Here is a 24,437-nt window from a genome sequence, read left to right on the forward strand (position 1 = left end):
TCTCAGCCCTTTGTGTTAATCTAGGACCAAGGCTCGTTGGTCTCTTTCTTGTGGAATACCTTCCAATACAGTAGCTACGTAGTGTTGTAAGAAATGACTTTTCTGGTCTAGTAAATCTTTTTGCAAGGCAAGGTGAACCAGATCTCCAAAATAATCCTGACTGGAAATGGCCAAGTCCTGTTGAATCATGGCCTGCAAGGTTTCAAGACTAAGTAGTGAATAATCGTCACTATCCAAAACCTCATATTGATTCAAGGTGTCTGAAAGACTGTTTGATGATATTAGATCCATAATAAAACTAGAGCCTTCACCTGTTCGGTACAGTTTTTCCAGAATATCAGTCATATCAGCTTTTACTTCATCCTGATAACCATCCACTTTAACTCGTAGCTCATCACTAATCAAGGACAGGTCATCTTCATCCATATAATCTTGATAAACTTGATTGAGAATTGTTCTATCAGAAATACTTAATTCCAAAGGGAGAAAGGCTTTGATAAACTCTTGGTAATTGACCTTCTCCATTTCAGACAAAGCCTCTTTCATGGTGTCAAAGTTCCAAGTCATCACACAACTCCTTTTGTGGAACTAGAGGCGATTGTCCAGCTTGTAACTCCTCCAAATCAGAATGACAATCACCATCTGAATCAATAGAGTGCGGATTTGTTCCTAGAGCTAATTCCTGTGCATCTGTCAGACCATCATAGTCTGAATCCTTTTCATAAATGGTTTTTGGATTCATTTACTTCTCCTCCTTTTTCTTCAGTCCATAAGCTGTACCAAGAAGGATTCCAGCTCCAATTAAGCCCAAAAGGGATTCATGTTCCCCTGTATTTGGCAATACACTTGCAGTTACAGGAGGTTCAGTAATTTCAATCGGTGGTTGAGGTGGTGTTGGTTGATTTGGAGCCGGCACTTCTGGTTCAGGAGTACTTGTTACAACTGTATTTGAACTGATGACATAACCATTTACGGTATGAAGATAGGTATTCTCCACCTGACCAGCCGCAATCCGTTTCATCTGAAGGTAAACATCTGCTTGGAAGGATGAATCATCTGAGATAGTTTCTAAGAAGACAGTATCAAACGTAATAGAAACTAGACCGTTTTCCGTATCTACCTGTTGCAAGGTATATTTCGTGACTTCAGTTCCCGCTTTTAACAGCGTACCATCTTTGAGCGTGACATCCGTTATCAAATAACTACGATAAACACCATTGTATTCATCATGTTTTTCGTCATAATCATCTTTAAAACCATAGTCAAATAGGGCAGTCGCACGATTGTTTGGAATCATCGCTCCAACCAAGCGATAGTTAAAGGTTTGATTCAAGGCTACTTCTTTCCCATCAAGGCTGTTATTTTTATGAGACAAGTCAATCACCACATCTTTTTGTGGGTCTAATTTTGGAACATTATTGACCACTGTTTCCGTCACATAGGCCAAGCCAAAATCAATTTGATAGGCTGTATTTTCATACTGACCATCTGTTTTGGTCAGCTCATTTTTAACCGTCATCGGAAGGGTGACAACTAAGGTTTGACCAGTCTTCACATAGGTCTCATAAAAGGTTTGGGGATCATCACTACTAAGGACTTGAATGGCTCCTTTAGGTGTAAACTGACGTTTAGCCATGGCATCTTGGACGACTTTCGGAGCTTCTGATAAACTAGCGTAGGTGCTGACAGAGATACCAGATACACGATTGCCATCCTTATCCAAAACTTGAATGCCATCAGGATTTAGGGTAAGAGCTTCTTCTGGGTAATCGTCTACCATGTAAAATCCCTTGGCAAGAACATCATCCGTCACGACCATGTCCTTGTATTGACTGTAATCCAAGACAATTTTGTAATAATTGACTGTATTCGGAAGGACAGTCTTTCCATCAATTAAAATGCCTTCTTGATTGGTGTTGGACTTGTGTGGAGTTACTTTAGGGACAAAATTGGTCACCGTATTGGTTTCATAAGCTTGGCCAAAGTCCACCTGATAGGCCAAGTTTTCATAAGACTCCCCTGAATTAAGCATGGTTTCCAAAACCGTCATCGGAGTAACAATGGTAATGTTCTCACCCTTGGTCACATAGTTTTCATAGAAGGCTTGTGGGTCTTCTGGCATAAAGACTTGGAAAGCACCTTTGGGCTGAATGTTCCGTTTAGAAAAGGCTTCTTGTAGTGTTTTGGGAGCTTCTGATAATTGAGAATAGGACTTCACAGTGATTCCTGAAGCTGCCTTTCCGTCAGATGTGACAAACTGAACAGTTGCTTCATCTGGTAAGAGGGCTTCTTCTGGATAATCATCCACAAAGTAAAAGCCTTGTGCAATCTGAGAGCTGTCTGCTTTAATGCCTCGGTATTGGTCCAAATCCCATGAGAGAGTATAGTGATTTTGAGTTCCCACTAGCATGGGCTTCCCATTGATGTCCACTTTGTCTTTATTGAGGTTTTGTTTCTTTGGCTCAGGAGAAACGAGGGTGTTGGTCACTTCCTTGGTTTCATAGCCATTGCCGAAATCCACTTGGTAGGCCTTGTTTGTATAGGTTTTTGTTTGACCATAGAGACTATCGTTAACCGTCATTTTGGTCAAAAGAACCAGGGATGTACCTGTTTGAACATACTGGTCATAAAAGGCTTGGTTATCATCTGGCATAAAGACTTGAAAGGCACCTGTCGGTGTAATCTTAGCACGAGCTAATTTATCTTGAAGGTCTTTAGGGGCATCATTTAGTGAAGCATAGGTTTTAACCGTTATACCTGATACCTTCTGACCATCAAGAGTTGTAACAGCCGTGCCATTTTCCACCACATCAAGCACTTCCTCTGGGTAATCGTCCACAAAGAAGAAGCCTCGTGCAATTGTCTCTTTAGCAGAACGATCTCCCTTATACTGGTCCAAATCCCAAGTCAAACGGTAGTGGTTGGTTGTGCCAAGGGCTACGACCGTATCGTTAATGAGAACACCATCCGCATTTTCATTGTTCTTGTCAGGTGTAATAAGTGTAGTTGTCTCCCCATCACCTGGTGTACGAACCGTTACAACATTTGAAGTGACTGTGTAAGCATTGGTTGTGCCCTTGTTCAAAAGGAGTTTGTAACTATTAGAATAGGTTGCCCCATCATTTTGAACAGAACCATAGAGTTTTGGGGCGGTCAATTGATAAACCTTGGTTAAATCTTTATTCACCTCCTGCAACAAGTTTTCCTTTGCGGTTAAGGTCACAAAGTTTTTAGATACATCAAAAGTCACTTCGTAGTCCCCGTTTTCAGCCTGTGTTTTTTCCAAATCAAAGAGATACCCTGCAGGCAAGTAGTCCTCAAACATGAGACTAGTCGTTTTGGCACGATTAGGAGATAGAGCATCGACCGTTAAGGGATAGATAACCGTTGAATCTTTTGCGACTGTTTTCTCATGTACATTATCTTGGTCCGTATTCACCACTTCTTTCATAATTTCTGGAGTTGTGGTCAAACGATAAGCATGATAATGGACAGTCGGTACTTGTGATGGTGTTGGTAGTTCTTTTGGAATAGGCTTGACAGGTAGCGTTACCTTGGTCAACGTCAGATTAGGCTGCACCACTTCTTCCAAAGGCTTGGGCATGAAGGTTACTGGTTTTTCTGGTGTAAAGGTTTTTGGAGTAAAGACATCTGGTATTACCGTAATAGGTTCTGGAACGGGTTCAAGTTCTACCGTTACATGAGGTTTGGGACTATAAGGTGTTACTGTCCGTGCAACTGGTAGAGTATTTAAGGCAAACCAGTAAGACAATCCAACATTCTGTGGCATATCGCCTTGGCCAAAGGTTACCGTATAGGTATTACCTGATGTAACCGTTGAGACAATGGCACCCTTATAGGCATAAGGGCTATATGTCGTATCCCATTCTTCAGGTAAATTCAAATCATTTGCACGGTTTGAACCCAAAGAACGAGCCAGACCCTCATCGGTCACTTGGATGGTTGAACCATTAATAGGTACAAATTTCCCAGATGAATCTTTAACATATTCTAGTCCAATGTCATTATGATTAAGGGAAGAATGCGTGAAGACACCTGGTTTTTCTTTGGAGAAGGTAACTTGTGAACCGTCTTCCAAAAAATACTTAGCAACTACACGAAACTCCATCTTGTCTGTTCGCCAGTCACCGTTTCCGTCATTTCGATAGGCAATGAAGCCCTCGGTTGGATCATTTGGTACAACCAATTTCACGGCATCAGTTCCAGCTGGTGATACAAGGTTGGTAATATCGTAAGTCACACGACTAATCTTTTTGCCATCAAATCGTGCATTTTGAAGATTTTGATAGTTAAAACTAAGGGTCTCACCTGTTTTGAAGCTATCATAGACAAAGAATCCTGTTGAATCCAAAATTCTTGAGTACCCACCCAGCATAGCATCGCCAGTTGAAATGATCTGATCAGGATTTCGGGTAATGGCCCCATGTTGTGCTTGGGGTTCACCGTTATTGAGATTGAGGGCTTGAGCAAGGGCTTCAGAAATATAACCTTCTTCACCTTTTGAAATCTCGGCCAAGTCACGTTGATAGCGTTCCATTTCTTTGGCATTGTAGGCATCAATTGCTTCATTCTTTTTTCTGGCTGCGGCTTCTTTTTCTTGATTACGTTTTGTAATGGCTTCAATCTCAGCTGCTCGATTTGAAACTAATTGTTGTTTCTCCTGATTAGCCTGATCCACCGCAGCTTGACCTGCACGGTTTTCAGCATCTACAGTAGCTTGATCTTCCTGATTACGCCTTTCAATGGCTTCGTTATCTGCTTTTGCCTTTGCAAGTCCAGCCTCATTTTCTTTTTGAATGACCTGATTTTTCGCAACAATATCATCTGCCTTGGTTTTCTTTGTTAGATAATCCGCTAAAGCTTGTTCGTTAGTTGATTGAATGGTTTCAACAGCCTTGCCATAGTTTGTATAGTCAAGGACAGATGTCCCGTTTCCTGATGAAACTACTTGTTCTTTTACTGTCACATCAGCATCTGCATACTGGGATTTTAGGTCATTGACTTTGGTATCAACCCAAGCATTTGTCTCTTTACCAGTTTGGTTGGCCCCTTCGTAGGCCTGTGACAGCTCCTTGTTTTCTTGTTCAATGCGGGCTTTATTCGATTCATATGTTGCTTTATCAGCTTTGTAGGTTTCAGTAACTTCATTGATAACCTCAACTTGTTTTTGGGCATCTGCTTCTGCTTTAGAAATTTGTTGGTTAGTTTCAGTCGCAGATGTCGTATTTCCCAAATCCATTGGACTATCTTCAACTGTAGAAACACCTTCAGCCTTGGCTTCTTCAACTGCTTGTGTTACCGTATCATGCGGTACGGTGACAGCAATCGCTCCATTAGATTGACCAGTTGACGCTATACTTTCAGTTTGTGCAGAAACGGGGGTTGGCTGTGCTTCTGGTAAATTCGTGGCTGGATTCTCCGTTCGTTGAATAGTGGTGTCAACTGATTTTGAGACTTCATCAGCATGTGCAACCGTTCCTCCCCAAGCAACAACAGCGGTCACCATTGTTCCAAGGGCAACCGAACATAGAGTACGGTATTTTTTACTCTTACGAAAGACGTGTTTCTCGCCTTTTTCCTGATTGACAAAAAAGTGATGATTACATGTTTTGGTCATAAAGTGTCCTTCTTTTCTTTTTTCTGTAGCAACAAACTGTCACTCCTTTCTCATCATAAAAAAGAAGGCTTGATTTTGTTATCACGATCAGTTCAGGGAAAAGAAAATGTTGCTTTTACACTACAAATGTTATAAAATTGTAGTATAAAAGCAACATGGAAAGGAGTAAGCATGTCAAAAAAAGAGATTCTACTTGAATTTATAGAAAACCACAATGGCATTATCACCTATAAAGATTGTAAAGCTCTAAATATTCCAACAATATATTTGACAAGACTAGAAAAAGAAGGAATTCTATACCGTGTCGAAAAAGGAATTTTCCTAACCCAGAATGGAGACTACGACGAATACTACTTCTTTCAGTACCGATATCCGAAAGCTGTTTTCTCATATATCTCAGCGCTTTATCTGCAACAATTTACAGATGAAATCCCTCAATATTTTGACGTAACCATTCCTAGAGGTTACCGTTTTAATACTCCTCCAGCTAATCTGAACATTCATTCCGTTTCTAAGGAAAATAGCGAACTAGGAATTACTCTTGTAAAAACCCCTATGGGAAATGAGGTAAGAGTCTATGATTTCGAACGTATTATCTGTGATTTTGTGATTCATCGAGAAAAAATAGATACTGAGCTTTTTGTCAAAACACTTCAACTTTACGGAAACTATCCTAAAAAAAATCTTACAAAACTCTATGAATATGCGACTAAATTGAACACCTTGGCCAAGGTCAAACAAACTCTGGAGGTCCTAGTATGAATAAAGCTAAGCTAACAGCACTCTGTCATAAAATATCAAAGAATACTGGATTAACCTTTAATTCCGTGATGACCTATTACTTTCTAGAAGTGATTTTGAAAAAATTAAGTCAGAGTAGCTATTCAAATCACTATATCTTCAAAGGAGGATTCCTACTATCAAATGTTATTGGAGTTGAATCTCGTAGCACGGTTGATATTGATTTTTTGTTCCATCAAATAACACTCTCAGAAGATACTGTGAAGCAGCAACTCAAGGAAATTTTAGCAGATTCAGAAGAAGGTATATCTTTTGTGATACAATCCATCACAGCTATTAAAGAAAGTGATGACTATGGCGGCTATCGAGCAACAATTTTGTGCCAACTTGAGAATATTAAACAAGTTATCCATTTGGATATTGCGACAGGCGATGTTGTAACTCCTCAGCCGATTACATACGACTATAAAGCTATTTTTGATGAAGATAATTTTCCAATCATTGCTTATACAATTGAAACAATTCTAGCTGAGAAACTTCAAACCATCTATTCGCGTAACTTCTTGAACAGCAGAAGCAAAGATTTTTACGATGTTTATATTCTTTCAAAACTGAAGAAAGAAGACATTGACTTCATTCAGTTGAAAAATGCCTGTCAGAGAACATTTTCATATCGCGAAACAGAACTCGATTTTAAAAAGATTATTGAACTACTCGAGAGGTTCAAATCTGACCCTATTCAGAATAAACAATGGCAAAATTATTCGAAAAAATATAGCTATACAAAGGGGATTTCCCTTGCGAATGTTCTTGATGAGATGATTCATCTCATAACAGTTCTCATTTCTATAAATTCTGATTAATAGTGCCCAAAAAATTAAAAATGATATGCTAACATTTATGCATTTTGTTAGCATATCCTTTTTTATTTCGTCGTATACGCAAAACTCAAGCTACTATCCACTCCAGATAATTTACGGAAGGTGTAGTTGGGATTGCCATTGTAGTTGGTTTCGGAGATAAGGAATGAGCCATCTGGGTAGACTTTTTATAGCGATAGGTAAAACTTTGATACTATCTCCATCTTTTCCCCCGCTTCACACCGTGCGTGCGACTTTCACCGCACACGGCGTTCCATCAATAGTGTATTATCACGATTTTGCTTTATCGTGCTGTATTAATATGATTAACATAATTGTTCTAAGTTCAAATTTTCTTTCAATAATGGTGAATTTCCTACAAGTTCGCGCAACTGATTTAATTTGGTCAGTCCTGTATTACTCAAATTCAAAAGCTGAAAGAGATTTTTGATAACCTTCTCATTTGTTGCGTGAATCAGGCGATGAATATCTCGTCCAACAATGATAAGGTTCCTATAAGAGTCATCCTTTGTTTCTAACCACGGTCTCTTATGGTGACAATGAATATCATCCATATCCAATTCCTGACCGGTTACAGCACATTTCCCTTTTTGAGCTACAAATAAAGAAATTCGATTATCATTGTATTCAACTGTTGCACGCTTATTTATAATTGAGTGTTCTCTCAGCCATTTTAATTTCCATGTTTCAACAGATTCCTGTTGTTTATGAATCAATTTTCTCCCCTCGGGAGTATACCTATTCAGATTCTTATTTCTTCCTTTTAGTGTTCTCGTCTTGACATAGCTAATTGGAAGAATTGGATAACCCATTAAGTACCGAATATTTTGAGATTGGAGGTAGGGGAGAATTCCTTTATCTTTTCCCTTGTATTCTCCTATTTTTGTTAGACCTTTCGCCTGCAATCGATTTTTAAAAGAGAGATAAAGCTGATAATGAATTTCTTCTAAATCCTTACTCACATGTGTTGCCATACTATAATAGTTATGAATACCGATAACCATACTATTATACTTCTGTATTTCACGAATAATTGTTTCTTTAGCACCTTTAATTTGTATCAATTTCATCTGTTGTTTCAATTGATGTTTAATACGTTTCTTGGCTTTTGATGCAATATGAGAGAAACAAACCAAACGATTATTCTTAGAAACTAGCTTTAAAGTAATCCCAAGGAATTCACTGCTTTTCTTTCTCAGATTGGTAATTTGAGATTTTTCCTCTGAAATAGGGAGGTTAAGTCGTTCTTTTAACCACAATTTTACAGCCTTAAACGTTCGCTCTGCCTCATTCCTATTTCGACAAAAGATTTTAAAATCATCCGCATATCGGACAATATAAACTTCTTTTAGCGTCGTTGAAGCTCGCAGCTTTCTGTAAACGTGTGACTTGTGTCTTGTTCCCTTGGAATTATATTGAGGAACTAATTCCTTACAATCTCTTTCTTCCCATTGTCGTCCTATCCACCAATCAAATTCATTGAGATTGATATTGGCAAGTAGTGGAGATAAGATACCTCCTTGTGGTGTGCCCTTAGTTGGATAGGTCACTTTTCCATTCGGAAGAACAATTGGTGCTTTTAACATTTTTCGAATAATCACTAGAAGTTGTTTGTCCCTGATACCTAATGTCCAGATTTGACGCATTAACTTAGTATGATTCACTTCATCAAAAAAGCCTTTAATATCAACGTCAACGACATAAGTCATATGACTTTTATTCATACGATACATACAGTCCATAATAGCGTTATCAGCTGACCGTAGAGGTCTAAATCCATAACTATGTTTGTAAAATTTCGCTTCACATATTGGCTCTAACACTTGTAAAATACATTGTTGAGCAATCCTATCCCACATTGAGGGAATGCCTAGTGGTCTTTTCTTTCCATTTGGTTTAGGAATCTCTACTCTTCTGACCTTTCTGGGTCTATAATGTTGAAATCTTCTTTGAACTTTAGAGATAAAGTCTTCTTGGGTCAAATTTTCTAAATCTTTAATGGTAACACCATCTACTCCCTCGGTTTGACTACCACCATTCCGCTTTATGGTACGATAAGCGAGTAGTATATTTTCGGGAGATGTGATAATGTTCATCAAATTCTTAAAGTTGAATCCATTTTGACTTTTGGAATATAAATCATCAAATATTTCGGTCATGCCATAGTATTCCGCATACCTTAGTTTTTGACGTTTTAATAGTTTGTCGTCATTTTTTGGTTTCGTCATGGTCTATCACTCCTCTCTTTGGATTCGTGACCTTTTATGTCTTACAAGAATCCATGAAATAATAAAGTTCATAACAATACACTATTGACTAGTGGCTGTTCCTCCAGTATCATTACAACACTTTCAAAGGTCGTGCCACCACTCTCACTAGAGATTAAGGAAAGTTATGATTTCCTTTCCAATGTTTCGCTGGTTGTGCAACCTCCACATCTCTAGCTTTCGACGTTCCCTTATCTTTATCAATACTAAACTTAGGTGCCTAGCTATACCCCTTCAACTTTGATATGCCTGTAACATAACAAGGAATTTCATATCGTCGATTCTTACTCTTCCTCAAGTTGAAACAACTTACGTTATTATACGCATTTCTACGTACTCGCCTTCGGAGCGTACATTCGCTGGTTCGTCAGTGCTAGAGCACATTCTCACCCTATTTAGTTTTTTATGACTCCCGACCTATCAGATACATATCCCACCTCTGGAACACTTTCGATTCTTAAATCCTTAAGAATGACGGTATCTTTCAGCCGACTTCACCGAGCTTCATACCTTTACCTTTGCACCAGATAAACGCATGTCGGAGTATTAGAGAAATCGTTTCAGGGCGTTACCCCTTCATTCCAATTTTCAAGATAAGAGTTCTCCATTCTATTCAAATTTAACCTGACTATCAGATTGATTTTTCAAGAACGTGTCTAACCTTTTCAGTTAGAAACGTCTCGCACCGACAAAGGCGACATGTCCGTATTCTGCTGGTGTACCATGTCCACCACCTGCAAATGAGAGTATTGCTCCTGCTTGCGGACTTGTCCCTGTCTCCCCACCAAGACTTGCGGCTGTACGCACCCAATCTTGGCCATTGCCCATGGTACTGATAATTGGAATCTTCTCACCATTTTTACCTTTGAGTTTTAGACCCAGTTGATTGATTCGGGCTGCGACGCCCCAAGTACATTGGCCGTAAGCATAGCCCATACCATCACCACCTCCTGGAATAGAGTTCTCAAAAAGGTCTCCTCGTACAGCTTCAAGTGATTTGGGATCACTTTGTGCTGTCCCACCGTTGGGTTGACTAAAGCCTTTTTCAATTTGGTAATACCACTCACTGGCTCGTGTCTGTCGTTCAAGCAGCTTATCACCACTATTTCCTTCCCAGTAAATGAGAAAGAGTTGGGCAAGACTAGCTGGACTTCCTGAATTTTTGAAGAAGTCCTTTAACCAGTTGGTGTAATAAGGATTGTCCCCATGGAGCATAAAATCCAGTTGTAAGCCTAAGTCATACCACTTCTGATGTTTTCCTTTGGCATATTCTAGCAATAAGGTATGTCTGCGTGACCCATCTGCAGTATCTGTCCATTGTCCTAAGCCTAAACCACGTTTGAGAATATTGGGGTAACGTCCATTGTATATTGTTGGACCGTTAAGTGAAAGCCAACCCTCATCATCCCACGAACTGTCTGTCGCACCAATAGGTGGAGATAGATAGTCGCCCTCTGCACGCTTCGGATTAATGGAAGATTCTACCGACCAATTTCCTAAAATGGCTGCGATAGCTTGATTGGTCGCACCTTTACTTTTGAGATAGTCATAAATCGCCTTGGCTCTCTCGAATTCATCGCCGCCAAACTGACCGATGGTAGGTAGAATGGTGGTCTGAACCTGATTCACTTTTGGAAAGTAAAAGGCAGGATTGACATAGACCAATTTATCCGTGTCATCATCAACCTTCTGATAGGTGACTTTTAGACCCGTTCCGTCTTTGGTTTGACCAATAATGTCTCCTGCCAAGACTTGTTGATGTTCACTCACTCGACCTGAATGAATGCCGAACAAGGTTAGTTTAGTCCTATTCACTCCCTTACCAGATGTCAGAATAACGTTCTCTCCATCAAGAGATACCTTACCATCCATCGGAGCCACAATGACTTGGTCTTCTTTTGCTTCTAAGATAATATGGTGATGAAGCGTTGGTTTCTCATCAATGACCTCATAACCATATCGGTAGGACATACTTAAGTAATCCTCATCCGTCTGTCCCTGAAAGGGATTGTCCAATTCTTGAAGGGCTAAATAGTTGCCTTCTTCGGTCAACTCCTTTAGTTCTTCCTGGTCCTCATCAGACAGCTTGTAAGCAGTTTCTTTATACAAGTCAGACATGGATTTAATAGAATCACCACCGTTTAAGTCTGTCCACACTTGACTGAGAAATGCTTTGTAAGTCGTACCACCTGTTCCCATGAAATCGTCAAGCTTGTAGTCTTGGTATTGATGATTCATGTAAACCATGACCTCATCAATCTTGGTGTAATAGGTAATCCCTTTATCGTTGGTTCTTGTATGTTCCGCATCTTCCCACGTCATGTGGGTATAGGCCTTGGTCAATTCCATCTCATCTTATTGAATGACGCTGCTTCCTGAGACACTCATGAAAAAGCTCATCATCAAAAGGAGTATCAAGAGAAGGCCTGAGACAATCCAAGTCAAAGGATTTCCCGCAATTACAGAAAAGAAGGTCAGACTTCCCTTAATGGCTTGAACACCCCCCTTAACTCCTGCTAGACTGTGCTTTCTGGCATGCTTTAAAAAGGTTTGGTAGCGTCTTTGTGGTTTAAGAGGTTTCTGGCGTGTGAATCCTTTTCCTTTTTTGAAGTTCTGGAATCGTGTCTTTCCATGAGAAATTTTTGTTTTGGAAAACCGCACACCAGTCTGACCACTTTTCACCGCCACTTTACCTGCTTGATAGGTAAACCTGCCATAGCGTCTGGCTTTCAAACTAGTATCCTTTAAGGTTCTTAGACCATCTAAATCATCATCTTGTGCTACCAGGTCAAGCGATTCAGAGGCAGCTAAACCTAATCCAACTTTGACTTTGGTAGAGTTTTTCTTAGACTTTTGGACTTTCTTGAGTTGTTTGACCTCACGTTTGGCAGAACTTACTTCTTTTTCAGCACTTAGTCTATCAAATGATTTTTCTTGGTGAAACTGAAAGCGAGACTTCAAGGATGGACTTTCTTTTTTGAAAGTAAACCTAGGATTAACCGATTTTGACTTTTCACTTAGTTTCACTTCTGACAGATGTTTTCTTGCCGTCCGTAAACGTTCTCGAGCTTGGGGAAGTCGATAGTTCTTGATTTCTTTTACCTTCAACAGTCTAGGAGACACATAGGTAATTTCCTTTAGAAACTTCTCTTCTGCTTCTTGTTGGCTACTGAGTAGATTTTCTTTTAACTCTGTTTTCTTATCTTGAAACAGAGAATTTTGAGCTGGTTTTCGAAATCTTCCTTTATTAGGAACAGTCTGTCTTAAGGTCCTAACTTCTTTCCGATAATGCATACGGGCTGATTTTAAGTTGCTTCGAAAGTTTTTCCTGGCCTGTTTGACTACCTTTTTATCCTCTTTCATCTCATGTCCTCATTTTTTCAGGGTCTGTACTCATGATGTCAAAGAGCTTGGTGTGTTGTGGAATCTTATTCTTAAATGGGACAACGGTGGAACCGGCCTTAATTAAGCCTGCCCCTTTTTCAGGATTGACCAAGTATTTCTCCAGTTCCTTGGAAAGTCCAAGCATATGCACTAATTCTTCGCGATCGCTCTTAGCCTGTTTTAATAGAATCATAAACTCGCTATTGGCAATAATACGTCTCCCATTTGCATCTAAAAGAAGAGTCTCTACATTTTGAGTAATACCTGTCGGTATCGCTCCATATTTACGGACACGACTCCAGAGTTTAAAGAAGAAATCAGAGGCATATTTGTCCAATAAAAGAAGCTGCATTTCATCAAAATAAATCCATGTTTTCTTCCCTATTTTTTGGTTTTTCACCACCCGATTCCAAATTTGGTCAAAGATAACCATGAGGGCAATTTGTTTTAATTCATCGCCTAGCTTTTTGACATTGTAAATCAGGAAATGACTGTCAGTTTTGATATTGGTCCGATGTGAGAGAATATCCAGCGACCCTTCCACATAGAGTTCCATATCCAGTGCCAAGTCCTTAGCTTCCTGTTCAGGTTGTTGAGATAAGACAAAGACCCACTCGACCAAGGACGGTGTGTCAAAATGCTTATAGGTGAGTCGTGTCACACGGTCAATCAAGGACTTCTCACGACCATCCATCTTGCGGTCCAAGAGCTTTCCAATCCAGGACAAGAGAAATTCGGACTTGACCTTGACTGGATCCTCATCCATATTCTCATCTGATAGATCGAGAACATTTAAAAACGTTGTGGAATCTGGGGCAATATCAATACTTTCCCCACCAAAGGCTTGACCGATAATACTGTAGTCGAGTAGGTTAGTGGTATTACTACCACCTTCCTCTCTAAGAACCGTACGTGAGAGTTTCCCCTCATACGGCTCAAGCATTTCATCACTCTTTCGAGCGGCTCTCAATAAATAGTCGTTGACAATAACGATGCACATAAGCCATATTATCAATTTCTTCCACACCTCCCTTGGATTTTGGAACTTTAAAGAAAATTTCTCTATCTTCTCCAAGTTCCATCGGGAGTCCACAGTGATGACAGCGTCCGTTTTGTTTCTTCCAAACAAGTTTAAAACGACCTGTCAACCGTTTCATACCATGATTAAAGGTTCGTTGAGCAAAATAGTCTGTATCCAAGTAAGGATTAGCGTTTTCTCTGACCTTTGTGTGTCTGACGATAGCAGTATGGTCAACTCGAATGAGTTCTTTATCGCCTGAAGCGAATACCCAACTTCGATTGCCTCTTCTATGCCAATACTTGGTCGAAATCCACCACTGACCTTTCTTTGGATGACGACGTTTTGCCCATCGCCACAATAATTCGTATATCTGATAGTCCAGATAGGAGAAGGCTTCACTAGCACAAACGGATTGGTGGTAGTTTGTCCATCCTCGTATCTGTTGATTCAGTTTCATGATTAGGACTTCTTGTTCCCATGCTTTTCCTCGCTTGAGAATGGTTTCTGAGAATTTACCAATAACTGTTTGAATAGAATTCTTAGAAGGTTTGACAATCAATTTCCCCTTGTACTTCCGAAAATTCCAACCAAGTAGGTCGAAACCATCGTTGATATGAGTTACCAATGTCTTTTCCTCTGACAGCTCTAAACCTCGTCCAAGCAGAAACTCTCTAATCAATTCTTTAGCCTCTAAAGCAATTTCTTGTGTCGCAGCTGTGACGATAAAATCATCCGCATAACGGATAAGATTGACTTTATGGCTATTCTTGAATCGAAGGTCGACTTTCCCTAAACGATTGGTGTGGAATCTATCTGATAAGACCTGTTGTAACCCATCTAGTGCCATATTGGCAAGGATAGGCGAAATGATACCACCTTGTGGTGTGCCGTCTTCCGTTGGGAATAACTCACCCTTGAACACAAAACCTGCTTTAAGGAATTGTTTCAAGATAGATTTATCCATCGGAATATTCTCTAAGAGCCAGTCATGACTGATATTGTCAAAACAGCCTTTAATATCCCCCTCTAAAATCCACTGAGGAGAAGCTTTTCGTGATAGTGCTGTGAAGATATATTCACAAGCGTCTTGACAGCTTCTTCCTTTTCGAAAACCGTATGATTTGGTATCTGCGGTTGTCTCTGCGATAGGTTCTAGTGCTAAAGCATAGAGTGCCTGCATAGCTCTATCGTACATGGTCGGAATCCCTAATGGACGTTTCTTCTTTTTCCCCTTTTTGTCGATGTAAACTCGTCTTAACGGACTGGCTTTGTAGCCTTTATCCGTTAGAGACAGGAGAGCTTCCATCTTTTGAGCAGGTGTCGTCCATAGTTCACCATCTATACCAGCTGTTTTCTTGCCTTTGTTAGTCGTTACTCGACGAACGGCAAGTGCCTTGGCATAGAACGAATGGGTTAGTAAATATTGAAGTCTTTTCACTGTGTTAGTGTGTTTGGCTTGAGTAGCCTTGACAATCCTGATTTGTAGCCTATTCACTTCTTGTTCTGCTCTCTTCCAATCAATGCTTTTCCATTGTTTCGCAAGCAGTTGCTTGTGTGATAACTTCTCAGCTTGTGCTGTCGTTGAATATTTATCATTCATAGGTTTACCTCCATTTCTTGTCATAAAATACCATAGGATAAGTCTGCACCCTTTCAGGTCAGGGCAAAGTTTGAACCCCTATCTCCTACCGTTACAGCTGGAGCATTCGCTTTTTATCCTTTCCTCTACCCTCTGTATCGTCTATCCCTCTTACGAGTTCAATACCTTCTAACGATTAAAAGGAATACATAGGGCTTACCAAGTTCCGTGTTATAAATAATTGTGAATACCTTAGGTGCCATCTTTGAGCCGGGAAGAATATGTCCATTTGTCATCAGGTTACGAAAGCCCCAATGACCTCCTCCGTACCTTTTGGTGTAAGTGTGTCAGCCTTATTTCACTTAGTCCCTGTAACGACTCTTGCGATGATTCACGTCTGTTCACCATAGTATTCTTATCCTAACAGTCCATCTGATTTAGGCTATCAGACTTTCCATATTGTCCCACAGGCTTCCCAACATGACCGTTACCAGTCAAGCAGGCTGTGGTAGGATTACTCCAAATGGATAGAGTAGCTAAACTAGCAATTTACAACACGACTTCTTGTCGCACCTCATTTTCTGGGTCAACAATAATAATTTCAGTATCATTATCTGCTTCCTTGAGCTTAGTAGAGATGATTTCATGTTTTGTCGCCATCCCTTTGCCAGCTCCAGAAGTCCCTAAAATCAAACCTGACGGAGTATTTAACTTGCCACGGTCAATACTGATGATATTACTTGAGATTTGATTGATGCCATAAAATTTCCCACCCTTGTCCTGAATATCAACGGAAGTCCAAGGTGCATTCACGGCAATGTTTGAAGTCAATAGAGACCGAGAAACACCTTCAAGATAGTTCTTCCCAAATGGCAAGAGACTATTAAAAGCAGCTTCTTGCATGTAGGTCAAGTTGTCAATAATCATATCATTTGACCCCGCCACTTGCTTGATAATATCAAGAGATTGTTTGAGTTGGTCTTCAGTATCTGCCAGCACACCAATCAGAAATACGGTGTCAAAGAGCTTGTCGCCTGTTTGTGTCATGGTTTTAATCAGATCATCAGCTTCATCGATGTTACTTTCTAGAACCTGACTAACCTTTTCAAGATAAATGCCAGATCGTGCCATCTTTTGTTGTTCCCCAATTTTTTGCGATTCCATCAAAGTCTTCTTGGTGCGGAGCTTGGTCATGGCTTCTGACTTGGCTGACCCTTTGGCATGAAGACTAATCATCACTTCCAAGTCCGACTGCATGAGTTCTCGTAAGAACTTATCTCCCAACTCCATCCCATAGTCACGAACATAGACAATCTGAAGCAGTCTATCGTCAATCTCTACATAATTCTTATGTTTGAAAGATAAACTGGTTGGGGCAATAAAGTGCTTGGTTGTTTGTCCTGAACGCACCAGGTCTTGATAAGTAAAGGGCAAATGATTTTCCCCTCGTAACATATCCGCAAGGATATTCACTCGCTCCTCTCCACCAAGCAGACCAAGAGATACATCAATCTCTGAAAAGCCACTCTTGAAATATTCCCCAATTTGCGACAGAGAGCGATAAGCCAGTTTAGGATTCTGTTCTGACTTCCCAAAAGAGATGAATTTAACAGCTGAAAAGTTGTTCTCGCCCGCCTCTAAGTTGGCATCCATCATGCGATTTAATTCATCACGATAAGCATCAAACCCATCTTCCTGCAAGGGATAGAGAATACTCTTACGGAATTTTTCCAGATTGACCTTTTGATTGAAAATGGTCAGTTGGAAATTGGAATGATCATCCAGTGAATTGATTAAATCAGAATATTTTTCAACAATAGCTCCTTTATCATCTAAGCCAACTGTTTGATAATTGACATCTCCTAAGAGATAGGTTTGTGAGAAATAGCTTGGACTGACCTGCATAAGGCCATTCTGAAAAAGCCCTTGATAGGCTAACGTATTTACGGTAGAAGGTCTGATCTCCTGCTTCTGTGTTTTCGTCTTTTTCTTTTTGTCATTAGAAGAGGTCTTTGGTTTCATTGAGTGTTTTAATTTTTTCACGTTGGTCTCCTTTTCTTCCAGTAAAAGTACGATCTGATACTGTCAGTTCATAATGAAATCGGTACCTGAGATAGGTTTCAAAAGGTAAGTCATTGGGGCGATAGACTCCAAATAACATGAGTGGAATGGTAAAGCTAAAAACAAAACCATAGACAAACCAATCCCCAAATTGCCAGTAAAATAGGTTCAACCCCAATACCAAAATAGTTATAGCGACGGCTGGAAATACAAAAATAACCTGTCTGGTTGTAAATCCTAACCATGCCCTATGTTGAACCTTTGAGATGTCCTTAAAGACACGAGTGTTCATAAATGTTCTCCAATATAAGTAAGCTATAAAAAGAGGAGGCGAGATAATGACTCCCTTCCTCCTACATCCCCAAAATACTTCGGGCGGTTCGTTGACTGCCAACTAAGGCAATGATTAACAAGATGGCCTGTACCAAGCTACCAAACATAATGGCGAGTGATTCCATAACACCAGCTCCATTTGATACGGCGATCTTTCCAGCCGACTCAAACAAAGGAACAAGAGAGACAATTAGAAAAATCAAAATACCTTGAACGGCATAGACCATGATGTTCTTAAGGTAGCCAATCCCAACACTTCTCCAGTCATCACTAAGGAAGGTCGGAATGGTAACAGGGGCAAAAGGAATCATCAGATAGAGTTGGATAAAGCGAATGGTAATCAAGATATTGACAACCATGATACTGGCCATTCGTACCAACCAAATGAGAATCGCAAAAAAGCCAATAATCATTTTTCCTACAATTCCAGATCCCTTGATGCCTGAGATGGTATCGTAATTAGCACCACCATTCGTGACAAGCCCTGCCACTTGTTCAATAACATAAGAGGCAATGGCAATAATGGCTTCCACAATAACCGTTGTATTGGTAATCACGACCGCAACCATGATGTAACTGACAATCATAGGTGCTATGGCTTCAAAGGTCATCGCACCACCTGAGTTTGCGATTTTCTTGGCCATTTTTGAAAATTCAAGTACAAGAACAACTGCTAGAATAGCCACACCCAATGGCTGCATTATCCCCTTGGTAATGGCTGTCATGTAAGACCACACCGTCGGATTAAAGTCCGCTAGTGACTTAACCAAGTTGGCGGTTGATTCTAAATCCACTTGAAACCCTTCAAAAAGGCTATCGCTAGATACTTTTTCTGAGGCTAGAAATACAAAAGGTGACGTAAAATTCATCATCATGTCATGTTCTGACCTCCTCTAAATGGTAATCTGTGTTACAAAAGCCCCTGCGGCTCCCACCATGACCCCACCAACAATTTCTAGAATGGCATTTCGGACACCTGGACCACCATCTTTAATGTTGGTTGAAAGGTTGATAATACCCATGACAACAAGAAAGGCTCCTACTGCAATTAAGCCTTTTTGTAATAGAGACATGGCTTGGGAGAACATGGAGCTGGCGTCCACTCCGTAAACAAAGCCTGTTAGTTTTTGATTCATATCATTCCTCATTTCTATTAATGTAGTGACGTTTCTGTGCTTAAATCCCTTATTGTATGGCCTGACAAATCTACTTCTTCCTCAGCGGTTAGGGGATTGATGTGATAGTTCCACCAACGGTCATCGGTTTCCTTATCAGCGAGCAACTTCCAATGTTTGTGTTTGAGTGGGAAATATTTCTTGGTCCGAAAAATAGGAACTCCTGCAATGCGTACGAGACATTCATCTCGTTTCATATTTCCTACTTCATCTGCTGTCATCAAGTCACGGGCAATTTTCTGGTGAGAGGTAGAACTTGAGCCAGTCTGACCAAATGAACGACTGGTACTTCTGACATCGATAGTTTGTTTGCCTAGAAGTCCACTCATGAACTTAAAGGTTTCCTCATCATTCCCACCCAAATATAAGAGACTGTCACAGTTCCCCAAAATGGTTTTCCAAGCTTCTTTTTCCTTATAAAGTCCTTGGAGTTGGGCGATATTTTGCAAGATTGGGACTAGACTCATGTTCCTAGAGCGAACTGTTGAGGTTTGTTCAGCAAAGTCTGGGATTTCTCCGACATTCGCAAACTCATCCAGATAGCTTCTGACATGAATAGGCAATTGCCCTTTAAAGTCCACATCAGCCTGTCTGGTCAAAGTAGAGAATACAGTAGAGAAAAATAAAGCAGATAGAAAACGAAAGGTGGTGTCATTATCTGGAATGACAAGATAGACCATGGTCTTTTGAGTCCCCCACGTTTTCAAATCCATAGTGTCTCTTTGCGTCAAATCAATCACTGATTGAATATTAAAAAGGGCAAATTTAGCTGTTGTGACCGCAATCACCGAATCCAAGGTCTTATCCTTATAGTTTTGAAAATCTGCCCAGTTTCGCATGGTAAAGTTTTCGTGACCGTATTTTTTAGCGTAATCTTCAAACAAGACTTCAAGAACACTTTTGTCCTGATTGTCCGCCTTTGATAAGAGTTTGATGAGTTTCCCAATCTCTGAAAAGGCTGGATAACGGCCACGCTTACGTCTTGCTTCCTGTTCTTGCTTGGAACTTCCTGGAGGATTGTAAAAATCCACCAAGTAAGAAGCAATGGCTCGCACCAAGGTCATGGAAGCCTCGTCCCAAAAAGGATCACTACGAGAACCATTTCCTTTCGTATTATTAAAATAGACAGTTAACATGCGGTTCAAATCATTTTCTGTTTCTAGATAACGAAAGGGATTAATACCATCTGAATTGGTCATATTAACCAGGTCTAAAACCTTGACCTGATAACCGTTTTCCAAAAAGAGTTTTCCTGTCTTCTCGGCCAAATGGTCTTTAGGATCTACGACAATATTGGAACAGTTAAGCTGGATAAGGTTGGGTTTGACAAACCGAAAGGTCTTCCCGCTACCAGACCCACCAATGACCACAAGGTTCTTGTTTCGGTCAAACTGGGGCTTCTTCTTTTCCAACAAGGTTAGACGAACATCACGAGCCAAAATCGTGTCATTGAAAGGATTCTTACTGTAAAAGTATCGCTTCTCCTTACTGGTTCCAAATCGTGCAGAACCGTATTCTTCCCCTTCTCGGTAAACCTTTTGACCAGTTGAGACATAGAGATAGACTAGTGTCATCGTTAGAACCCCAAGTATAAAGGCAAGAAGAGATTTTTGAGTAAAAGTAAAAAGCCATAAAGGATTGAAGACTTGATTTATCCCCTCTCCTAAGAGGTAGGCAAAACGTTCCATAGGTGGGGCATTGGTTAAACTATCATAGAGTAGGGTTAGACGATGGCAGAAATAGCCAAAGGCGAGACCCAAGAGGCCAAAGACTAAAGCTTTTTGCCTGGAATACATTACAAGGTCACCTCCTTGGTTTTGACTACCGAAGGTTCTGTCACTCTAATTTTCTCTTTGGCCAATTCTATTTCTTGATCCAAGATTTTATCAAAGGTTAGACCTTCTAATTTTTCTGGGTTTGACATCAGTTTCTTCAACAATTCATCTAAGTGATGATCGAGCAAGGTCTTGTCCTTGGCATAAAAGTAGAGATAGTCTTTTTGCCAACTAATAGCAAGTGGCAGTTTTTCTGACTCCATCAACTCCTTGAATTTCTCCACATCAATTGGCTTATCTAGGATGTCTTTACTAACATCTATCGCTTCAATTGCGTAAGGGCTTTGAAGGAGTTCTTCCAGTTTTTGAACCCCAATCTTATAAGCTGAATCTTGAGCTAAAGCTTGTCTAGCCGACCATTCTAAGAGCTTTAAGAGGGTTCTAACAGTCAATAAACTACTTCTTTCCACGTATTGCATCGCTTGACGTTCTTGTTGTTCAGATGACATGGTGACCTCCTCTTCTTTCGATTCCCTATCAAACATAAGGTGCTTCCATAATACGGAAGCACTCTTGATTTTGGTATCACAGAATAGACACTACATAAACAAGAATATTCCAAGCAAGATGTAAGGCGATTACCGTCTGACAATCTGTTTTCAATCGAACAACAGCCAAGGTCAAGCCCAGACAGCTATACATGAGCCAACTCCCTAACTGATTGGGACCATGGGATAGGGTAAAGAGAAAACTAGTCACTCCTATTTGTACAAGAGGATGTTTCAATTTTTCCCACAGCAAATGCCTATAAACAATCTCTTCAAGGACACTTGCATTCACTAGAAATAATAAAAAGATAATAGGAGGAACCTGCTTTCCAACTTCTACCAATACCGCTTGATTCTTAGTCTGAAATGGGAATAGAAAACTGATTAGGAGCGCAACAGAAACCATACATACAAATCCCAAAGCTCCAAATATTAAGCGACTTCTTAAAGTCATTTTTTTGGCTTGAACAGTTTTGAGATGCGTAATTTCTAGACAAGTCACACCAAAAAGAATCAATTGTAGCAGGATTAAGACCTTAATCGTCATATAGTCATGCAGGTATAAACTCACAAGAAGACCGTTAAGCTGTATGGCTAGATAAAACAACACTATCCTTATCATTGTCACCTCTTGAATAAATCTTCATAATCAATATCTAAGACTAGAACGATTCGCTCAACCCATCTTGTCTGTGGCATTAGACGATTGGATTTGTAATGCCGTAATTTTTGATAGAGGCGATTAAACTCACTTGGATAAACATATTGACCTTTGAATACTTTGCGAGCTAGTTCTGCCCAAGTGAGTTCTTTTTCTGCCAGAATGATTTCTAAATTGTCCCAAAATCGTTCATTCATCTTCACACCTACCCTGTCACTTGTTTCATCAGGCTGGCCTGAAACAGCTCTTCTTTTACCTGTCTGGGAAGAAAGGTTCGCACTTCATCTAACCCTATAGCTGGATAGACATGATTCTGACAGACAATGAGAGGCAGACGAAGGTTTTGGTCTGGCTTTTGGAGAATAAGCTGAATCATCTCATTCAAACTCATCGAATATTGACGCTTAAACCGAAGAAATCGTGGCGACAGCAACTCAAAACAATCCGTGGTTTTGGCAAAGAGTGACAGTAAGATTTCACGGTTTACATCACACGCTTTTGTACAACGATAAGCCACACCATAGGTCGTCAAAATGGTTAGTAAATCTTGATTTGTATTGGCATTATTTCCTAGATATACCTCAAGCATTGGCTCCTCCTTATAGGGTTAGGCTATTTTCAACTGTTGGTTCAGGAGTTGAGAAATAGCGACTCATATCAACGGGCATCCTTCCTTCACCAAAGCACTTGACCGTCACCAGAGTCGTTAATATGCCATCCTTTCCCCTAGCAGTATAATTTTCACCAAAGGCACGAAAGGCTAGGTGATTGTCTTTCGTCAATAGTGTATCTACACCATTTTTAATATCCCTAGTTTCCAAAAAATCCGAAATCCAGTGAAGATTGGATTCGTAGAATAGGGGATCATTCATCTCTTTGTGGTAATCATCTTCAAAAGTTACCTCAAAGTCACAATCAAAATTGGGGAGTGATAGTATCTTTTGCAGTAACTGATTGGTTTCAACTTGGTGAATACGTTCCTCTAATTCAGTACACTCTAGGATACTTTTCTTATGTAGTAGGTTCATGTTTTTCTTCCTCTTCCATTCTTCTAAATTCTCTGGCAATGGCTTCAATAACCGTCACCGTTACACTATTGCCGGCCTGTTTGTATAGTTGGCTCTTACTGGAGACACTTTCTGCTCTTTCGTAAGCCCAGTCAGGAAAGCCTTGAAGTCTGAAACACTCTCTTGGTGTCAGTCGTCTGATTCTCAGGCGATAGAGTTTTCCGTCTAAGACAATGCCTGTGACTTCATACCACTTATCCTGTCGATATTCCAGAGCAGCGACCACCACTCCCATATTGTCTGAAGTCGTCAGGGTATTGGATATTCCCTTTCCCACTCGTCCCCTACGTTTGGTTGAATCTGGATAAGCCAGATTGACTGAATCTCCAAGAGTGGCCTTTGCGTACCCTCTTTTTGTGGCTTCCTTGATCTTCAGAAATGGCAGCTCCTCCCTCAGCAGTACCTTTGGTACCTTATCTCCACCCTGCATGGTGGTCAAGGTCGGTGATAAACCAGAAATGTCAAATACTCTACCGGTCTGGTCAAAGCTAGTCGGCAGATTTCCTGCGACAAGAACCCCGTGTTTGTCTTGACTGGTCAAAGTAAACATAGGGTCTTGATTGTCCTTAAAGCGGCGCCCATGTTGGCGTTTTTCCAGTCTATCTGGTGTTAAAACTGGAATGGCGATTTTAGCCCCCTCTCCTTTACCTCTTGTTAGTGTAGGAGCAAGTCCAGTCGTCAGATAGACTTCACCATTCAAACCATGTTTAGAGGGATTGAGATTTCCTAGCCTCTCAAGATGAGCTGGGCTGTTTTCTCCTCTGAGAGGAAATAGGAATCTGGAACGGTATCTTCTAGAATGTCCGATAATAAAGACCCGTTCTCTGTTTTGCGGGACTTGGAAGTCCTTACTGTTAAGCACCTGCCATTCGACATCATACCCCAATTCATCCAGCGTGGAGAGGATTGTGGAGAACGTCCGTCCCTCATCGTGATTGAGTAGGCCTTTGACGTTTTCCAAAAATAGAAAACGTGGTTGGATTTGTTTGGCCGCTCGAGCAATCTCAAAAAAGAGAGTGCCTCGAGTATCTTCAAATCCCAGTCGTCTTCCTGCGAGTGAAAAAGCTTGGCAAGGAAATCCCCCGCAGATAACCTCCACTTGCCCTCTAAATTGTCTAAAGTCATGGTCTGTGACCTCTTTAATGTCATGGTATTCTATTTCTCCTTCTGTGTTAAACATGGCTTTGTAGGATGTTCTAGCGAATTTATCAATTTCACAAAAGCCCAGGCATTCATGACCCTGTGATTCCATTCCTAGCCTAAAACCGCCTATCCCAGCAAATAAATCTAAAAATTTCATTTTTCC

At 40.4% G+C, this 24,437-nt stretch carries 19 protein-coding genes and 2 pseudogenes; 2 read left to right on the forward strand and 19 right to left on the reverse strand.

Going from position 1 to position 24,437, the window contains the following annotated elements:
- Window positions 1-15: 15 nt before the first annotated feature.
- Genes FGK96_RS05170 through FGK96_RS05180 form a run of 3 tightly spaced genes read right to left on the reverse strand, consistent with a single transcriptional unit; the run spans window position 16 to window position 5,638 of the window.
- Window positions 16-567, reverse strand: coding sequence for a hypothetical protein (locus FGK96_RS05170; protein ID WP_138081990.1), 552 nt, complete (start codon window positions 565-567; stop codon window positions 16-18).
- Window positions 551-742: a thrombospondin type 3 repeat-containing protein gene (locus FGK96_RS05175; protein ID WP_138081992.1), complete on the reverse strand. Its 192-nt coding sequence runs from the start codon at window positions 740-742 to the stop codon at window positions 551-553. The genes FGK96_RS05170 and FGK96_RS05175 overlap by 17 nt, the downstream gene beginning before the upstream one ends.
- On the reverse strand, window positions 743-5,638 hold the full coding sequence (locus tag FGK96_RS05180; RefSeq protein WP_138081994.1) for an SspB-related isopeptide-forming adhesin: 4,896 nt from the start codon (window positions 5,636-5,638) through the stop codon (window positions 743-745). It lies immediately after the preceding gene.
- A gap of 171 nt (window positions 5,639-5,809) precedes the next feature.
- Between FGK96_RS05180 and FGK96_RS05185 the strand changes: the two genes are divergently transcribed.
- Both FGK96_RS05185 and FGK96_RS05190 read left to right on the forward strand, forming a co-directional pair.
- Entirely contained in the window at window positions 5,810-6,400 is a 591-nt protein-coding gene (locus FGK96_RS05185) for a type IV toxin-antitoxin system AbiEi family antitoxin domain-containing protein (RefSeq protein ID WP_138081996.1), read from the forward strand.
- Complete coding sequence (locus FGK96_RS05190; protein WP_138081998.1) at window positions 6,397-7,242, forward strand: nucleotidyl transferase AbiEii/AbiGii toxin family protein; 846 nt, start codon at window positions 6,397-6,399, stop codon at window positions 7,240-7,242. The genes FGK96_RS05185 and FGK96_RS05190 overlap by 4 nt, the downstream gene beginning before the upstream one ends.
- A 62-nt stretch (window positions 7,243-7,304) precedes the next feature.
- Here the strand turns inward: FGK96_RS05190 and FGK96_RS10700 are convergent.
- The 16 genes and pseudogenes from FGK96_RS10700 to dcm form a co-directional block, all read right to left on the reverse strand.
- Window positions 7,305-7,427: pseudogene (locus FGK96_RS10700) on the reverse strand (CHAP domain-containing protein); the annotation flags it as partial.
- A 138-nt stretch (window positions 7,428-7,565) separates the two neighbouring features.
- Entirely contained in the window at window positions 7,566-9,488 is a 1,923-nt protein-coding gene (ltrA, locus tag FGK96_RS05205; protein WP_138082000.1) for a group II intron reverse transcriptase/maturase, read from the reverse strand.
- Window positions 9,489-10,196: 708 nt separating this feature from the next.
- Window positions 10,197-12,662: pseudogene (locus tag FGK96_RS05215) on the reverse strand (phage tail tip lysozyme); the annotation flags it as partial.
- A 229-nt stretch (window positions 12,663-12,891) separates the two neighbouring features.
- Window positions 12,892-13,854, reverse strand: coding sequence for a VirB4-like conjugal transfer ATPase, CD1110 family (locus FGK96_RS05220; RefSeq protein WP_138082002.1), 963 nt, complete (start codon window positions 13,852-13,854; stop codon window positions 12,892-12,894).
- A gap of 4 nt (window positions 13,855-13,858) precedes the next feature.
- The gene (ltrA, locus tag FGK96_RS05225; protein ID WP_138081137.1) at window positions 13,859-15,532 is read right to left on the reverse strand and encodes a group II intron reverse transcriptase/maturase; all 1,674 of its coding nucleotides are present in this window, start codon (window positions 15,530-15,532) and stop codon (window positions 13,859-13,861) included.
- A gap of 528 nt (window positions 15,533-16,060) precedes the next feature.
- Window positions 16,061-17,533: a VirB4-like conjugal transfer ATPase, CD1110 family gene (locus FGK96_RS05230; protein WP_138083503.1), complete on the reverse strand. Its 1,473-nt coding sequence runs from the start codon at window positions 17,531-17,533 to the stop codon at window positions 16,061-16,063.
- Window positions 17,511-17,864 (reverse strand): PrgI family protein, encoded by a 354-nt coding sequence (locus FGK96_RS05235; RefSeq protein WP_138082004.1) that lies wholly within the window; start codon window positions 17,862-17,864, stop codon window positions 17,511-17,513. Before FGK96_RS05235 ends, FGK96_RS05230 begins: the two co-directional genes overlap by 23 nt.
- A gap of 61 nt (window positions 17,865-17,925) precedes the next feature.
- A complete protein-coding gene (locus FGK96_RS05240; protein WP_138082006.1) occupies window positions 17,926-18,780 on the reverse strand; it encodes a conjugal transfer protein TrbL in 855 nt (284 codons plus the stop codon).
- An 18-nt stretch (window positions 18,781-18,798) separates the two neighbouring features.
- Complete coding sequence (locus FGK96_RS05245; protein WP_001072182.1) at window positions 18,799-19,041, reverse strand: hypothetical protein; 243 nt, start codon at window positions 19,039-19,041, stop codon at window positions 18,799-18,801.
- Window positions 19,042-19,058: 17 nt separating this feature from the next.
- Entirely contained in the window at window positions 19,059-20,876 is a 1,818-nt protein-coding gene (locus FGK96_RS05250) for a VirD4-like conjugal transfer protein, CD1115 family (RefSeq protein ID WP_138082008.1), read from the reverse strand.
- Complete coding sequence (locus FGK96_RS05255) at window positions 20,876-21,364, reverse strand: hypothetical protein (protein WP_138082010.1); 489 nt, start codon at window positions 21,362-21,364, stop codon at window positions 20,876-20,878. Before FGK96_RS05255 ends, FGK96_RS05250 begins: the two co-directional genes overlap by 1 nt.
- Window positions 21,365-21,440: 76 nt before the next feature.
- The gene (locus FGK96_RS05260) at window positions 21,441-22,025 is read right to left on the reverse strand and encodes a CPBP family intramembrane glutamic endopeptidase (RefSeq protein WP_138082012.1); all 585 of its coding nucleotides are present in this window, start codon (window positions 22,023-22,025) and stop codon (window positions 21,441-21,443) included.
- Between the two features lie 2 nt (window positions 22,026-22,027).
- Window positions 22,028-22,261: a hypothetical protein gene (locus tag FGK96_RS05265; protein ID WP_001005709.1), complete on the reverse strand. Its 234-nt coding sequence runs from the start codon at window positions 22,259-22,261 to the stop codon at window positions 22,028-22,030.
- An 8-nt stretch (window positions 22,262-22,269) separates the two neighbouring features.
- A complete protein-coding gene (locus FGK96_RS05270; RefSeq protein ID WP_138082014.1) occupies window positions 22,270-22,653 on the reverse strand; it encodes a hypothetical protein in 384 nt (127 codons plus the stop codon).
- A gap of 10 nt (window positions 22,654-22,663) precedes the next feature.
- Window positions 22,664-23,092, reverse strand: coding sequence for a hypothetical protein (locus FGK96_RS05275; RefSeq protein WP_138082016.1), 429 nt, complete (start codon window positions 23,090-23,092; stop codon window positions 22,664-22,666).
- A complete protein-coding gene (gene dcm / locus FGK96_RS05280; protein WP_138083504.1) occupies window positions 23,076-24,431 on the reverse strand; it encodes a DNA (cytosine-5-)-methyltransferase in 1,356 nt (451 codons plus the stop codon). The genes FGK96_RS05275 and dcm overlap by 17 nt, the downstream gene beginning before the upstream one ends.
- Window positions 24,432-24,437: the final 6 nt, after the last annotated feature.

Origin of the sequence: Streptococcus porcinus, assembly GCF_901542335.1 — a bacterium.
GTDB lineage: Bacteria > Bacillota > Bacilli > Lactobacillales > Streptococcaceae > Streptococcus > Streptococcus porcinus_A.

Coding starts and splice junctions, on each gene's coding strand:
- FGK96_RS05265 (WP_001005709.1), bottom strand. CDS start 22,261: ATGAATGAACGATTTTGGGACAATTTAGAAATCATTCTGGCAGAAAAA.
- dcm (WP_138083504.1), bottom strand. CDS start 24,431: ATGAAATTTTTAGATTTATTTGCTGGGATAGGCGGTTTTAGGCTAGGA.
- FGK96_RS05180 (WP_138081994.1), bottom strand. CDS start 5,638: ATGACCAAAACATGTAATCATCACTTTTTTGTCAATCAGGAAAAAGGC.
- FGK96_RS05175 (WP_138081992.1), bottom strand. CDS start 742: ATGAATCCAAAAACCATTTATGAAAAGGATTCAGACTATGATGGTCTG.
- FGK96_RS05250 (WP_138082008.1), bottom strand. CDS start 20,876: ATGTATTCCAGGCAAAAAGCTTTAGTCTTTGGCCTCTTGGGTCTCGCC.
- FGK96_RS05245 (WP_001072182.1), bottom strand. CDS start 19,041: ATGAATCAAAAACTAACAGGCTTTGTTTACGGAGTGGACGCCAGCTCC.
- FGK96_RS05255 (WP_138082010.1), bottom strand. CDS start 21,364: ATGTCATCTGAACAACAAGAACGTCAAGCGATGCAATACGTGGAAAGA.
- FGK96_RS05185 (WP_138081996.1), top strand. CDS start 5,810: ATGTCAAAAAAAGAGATTCTACTTGAATTTATAGAAAACCACAATGGC.
- FGK96_RS05235 (WP_138082004.1), bottom strand. CDS start 17,864: ATGAACACTCGTGTCTTTAAGGACATCTCAAAGGTTCAACATAGGGCA.
- ltrA (WP_138082000.1), bottom strand. CDS start 9,488: ATGACGAAACCAAAAAATGACGACAAACTATTAAAACGTCAAAAACTA.
- FGK96_RS05170 (WP_138081990.1), bottom strand. CDS start 567: ATGACTTGGAACTTTGACACCATGAAAGAGGCTTTGTCTGAAATGGAG.
- FGK96_RS05230 (WP_138083503.1), bottom strand. CDS start 17,533: ATGAAACCAAAGACCTCTTCTAATGACAAAAAGAAAAAGACGAAAACA.
- FGK96_RS05260 (WP_138082012.1), bottom strand. CDS start 22,025: ATGATAAGGATAGTGTTGTTTTATCTAGCCATACAGCTTAACGGTCTT.
- FGK96_RS05190 (WP_138081998.1), top strand. CDS start 6,397: ATGAATAAAGCTAAGCTAACAGCACTCTGTCATAAAATATCAAAGAAT.
- FGK96_RS05240 (WP_138082006.1), bottom strand. CDS start 18,780: ATGATGATGAATTTTACGTCACCTTTTGTATTTCTAGCCTCAGAAAAA.
- FGK96_RS05275 (WP_138082016.1), bottom strand. CDS start 23,092: ATGAACCTACTACATAAGAAAAGTATCCTAGAGTGTACTGAATTAGAG.
- FGK96_RS05220 (WP_138082002.1), bottom strand. CDS start 13,854: ATGCTTGAGCCGTATGAGGGGAAACTCTCACGTACGGTTCTTAGAGAG.
- FGK96_RS05270 (WP_138082014.1), bottom strand. CDS start 22,653: ATGCTTGAGGTATATCTAGGAAATAATGCCAATACAAATCAAGATTTA.
- ltrA (WP_138081137.1), bottom strand. CDS start 15,532: ATGAATGATAAATATTCAACGACAGCACAAGCTGAGAAGTTATCACAC.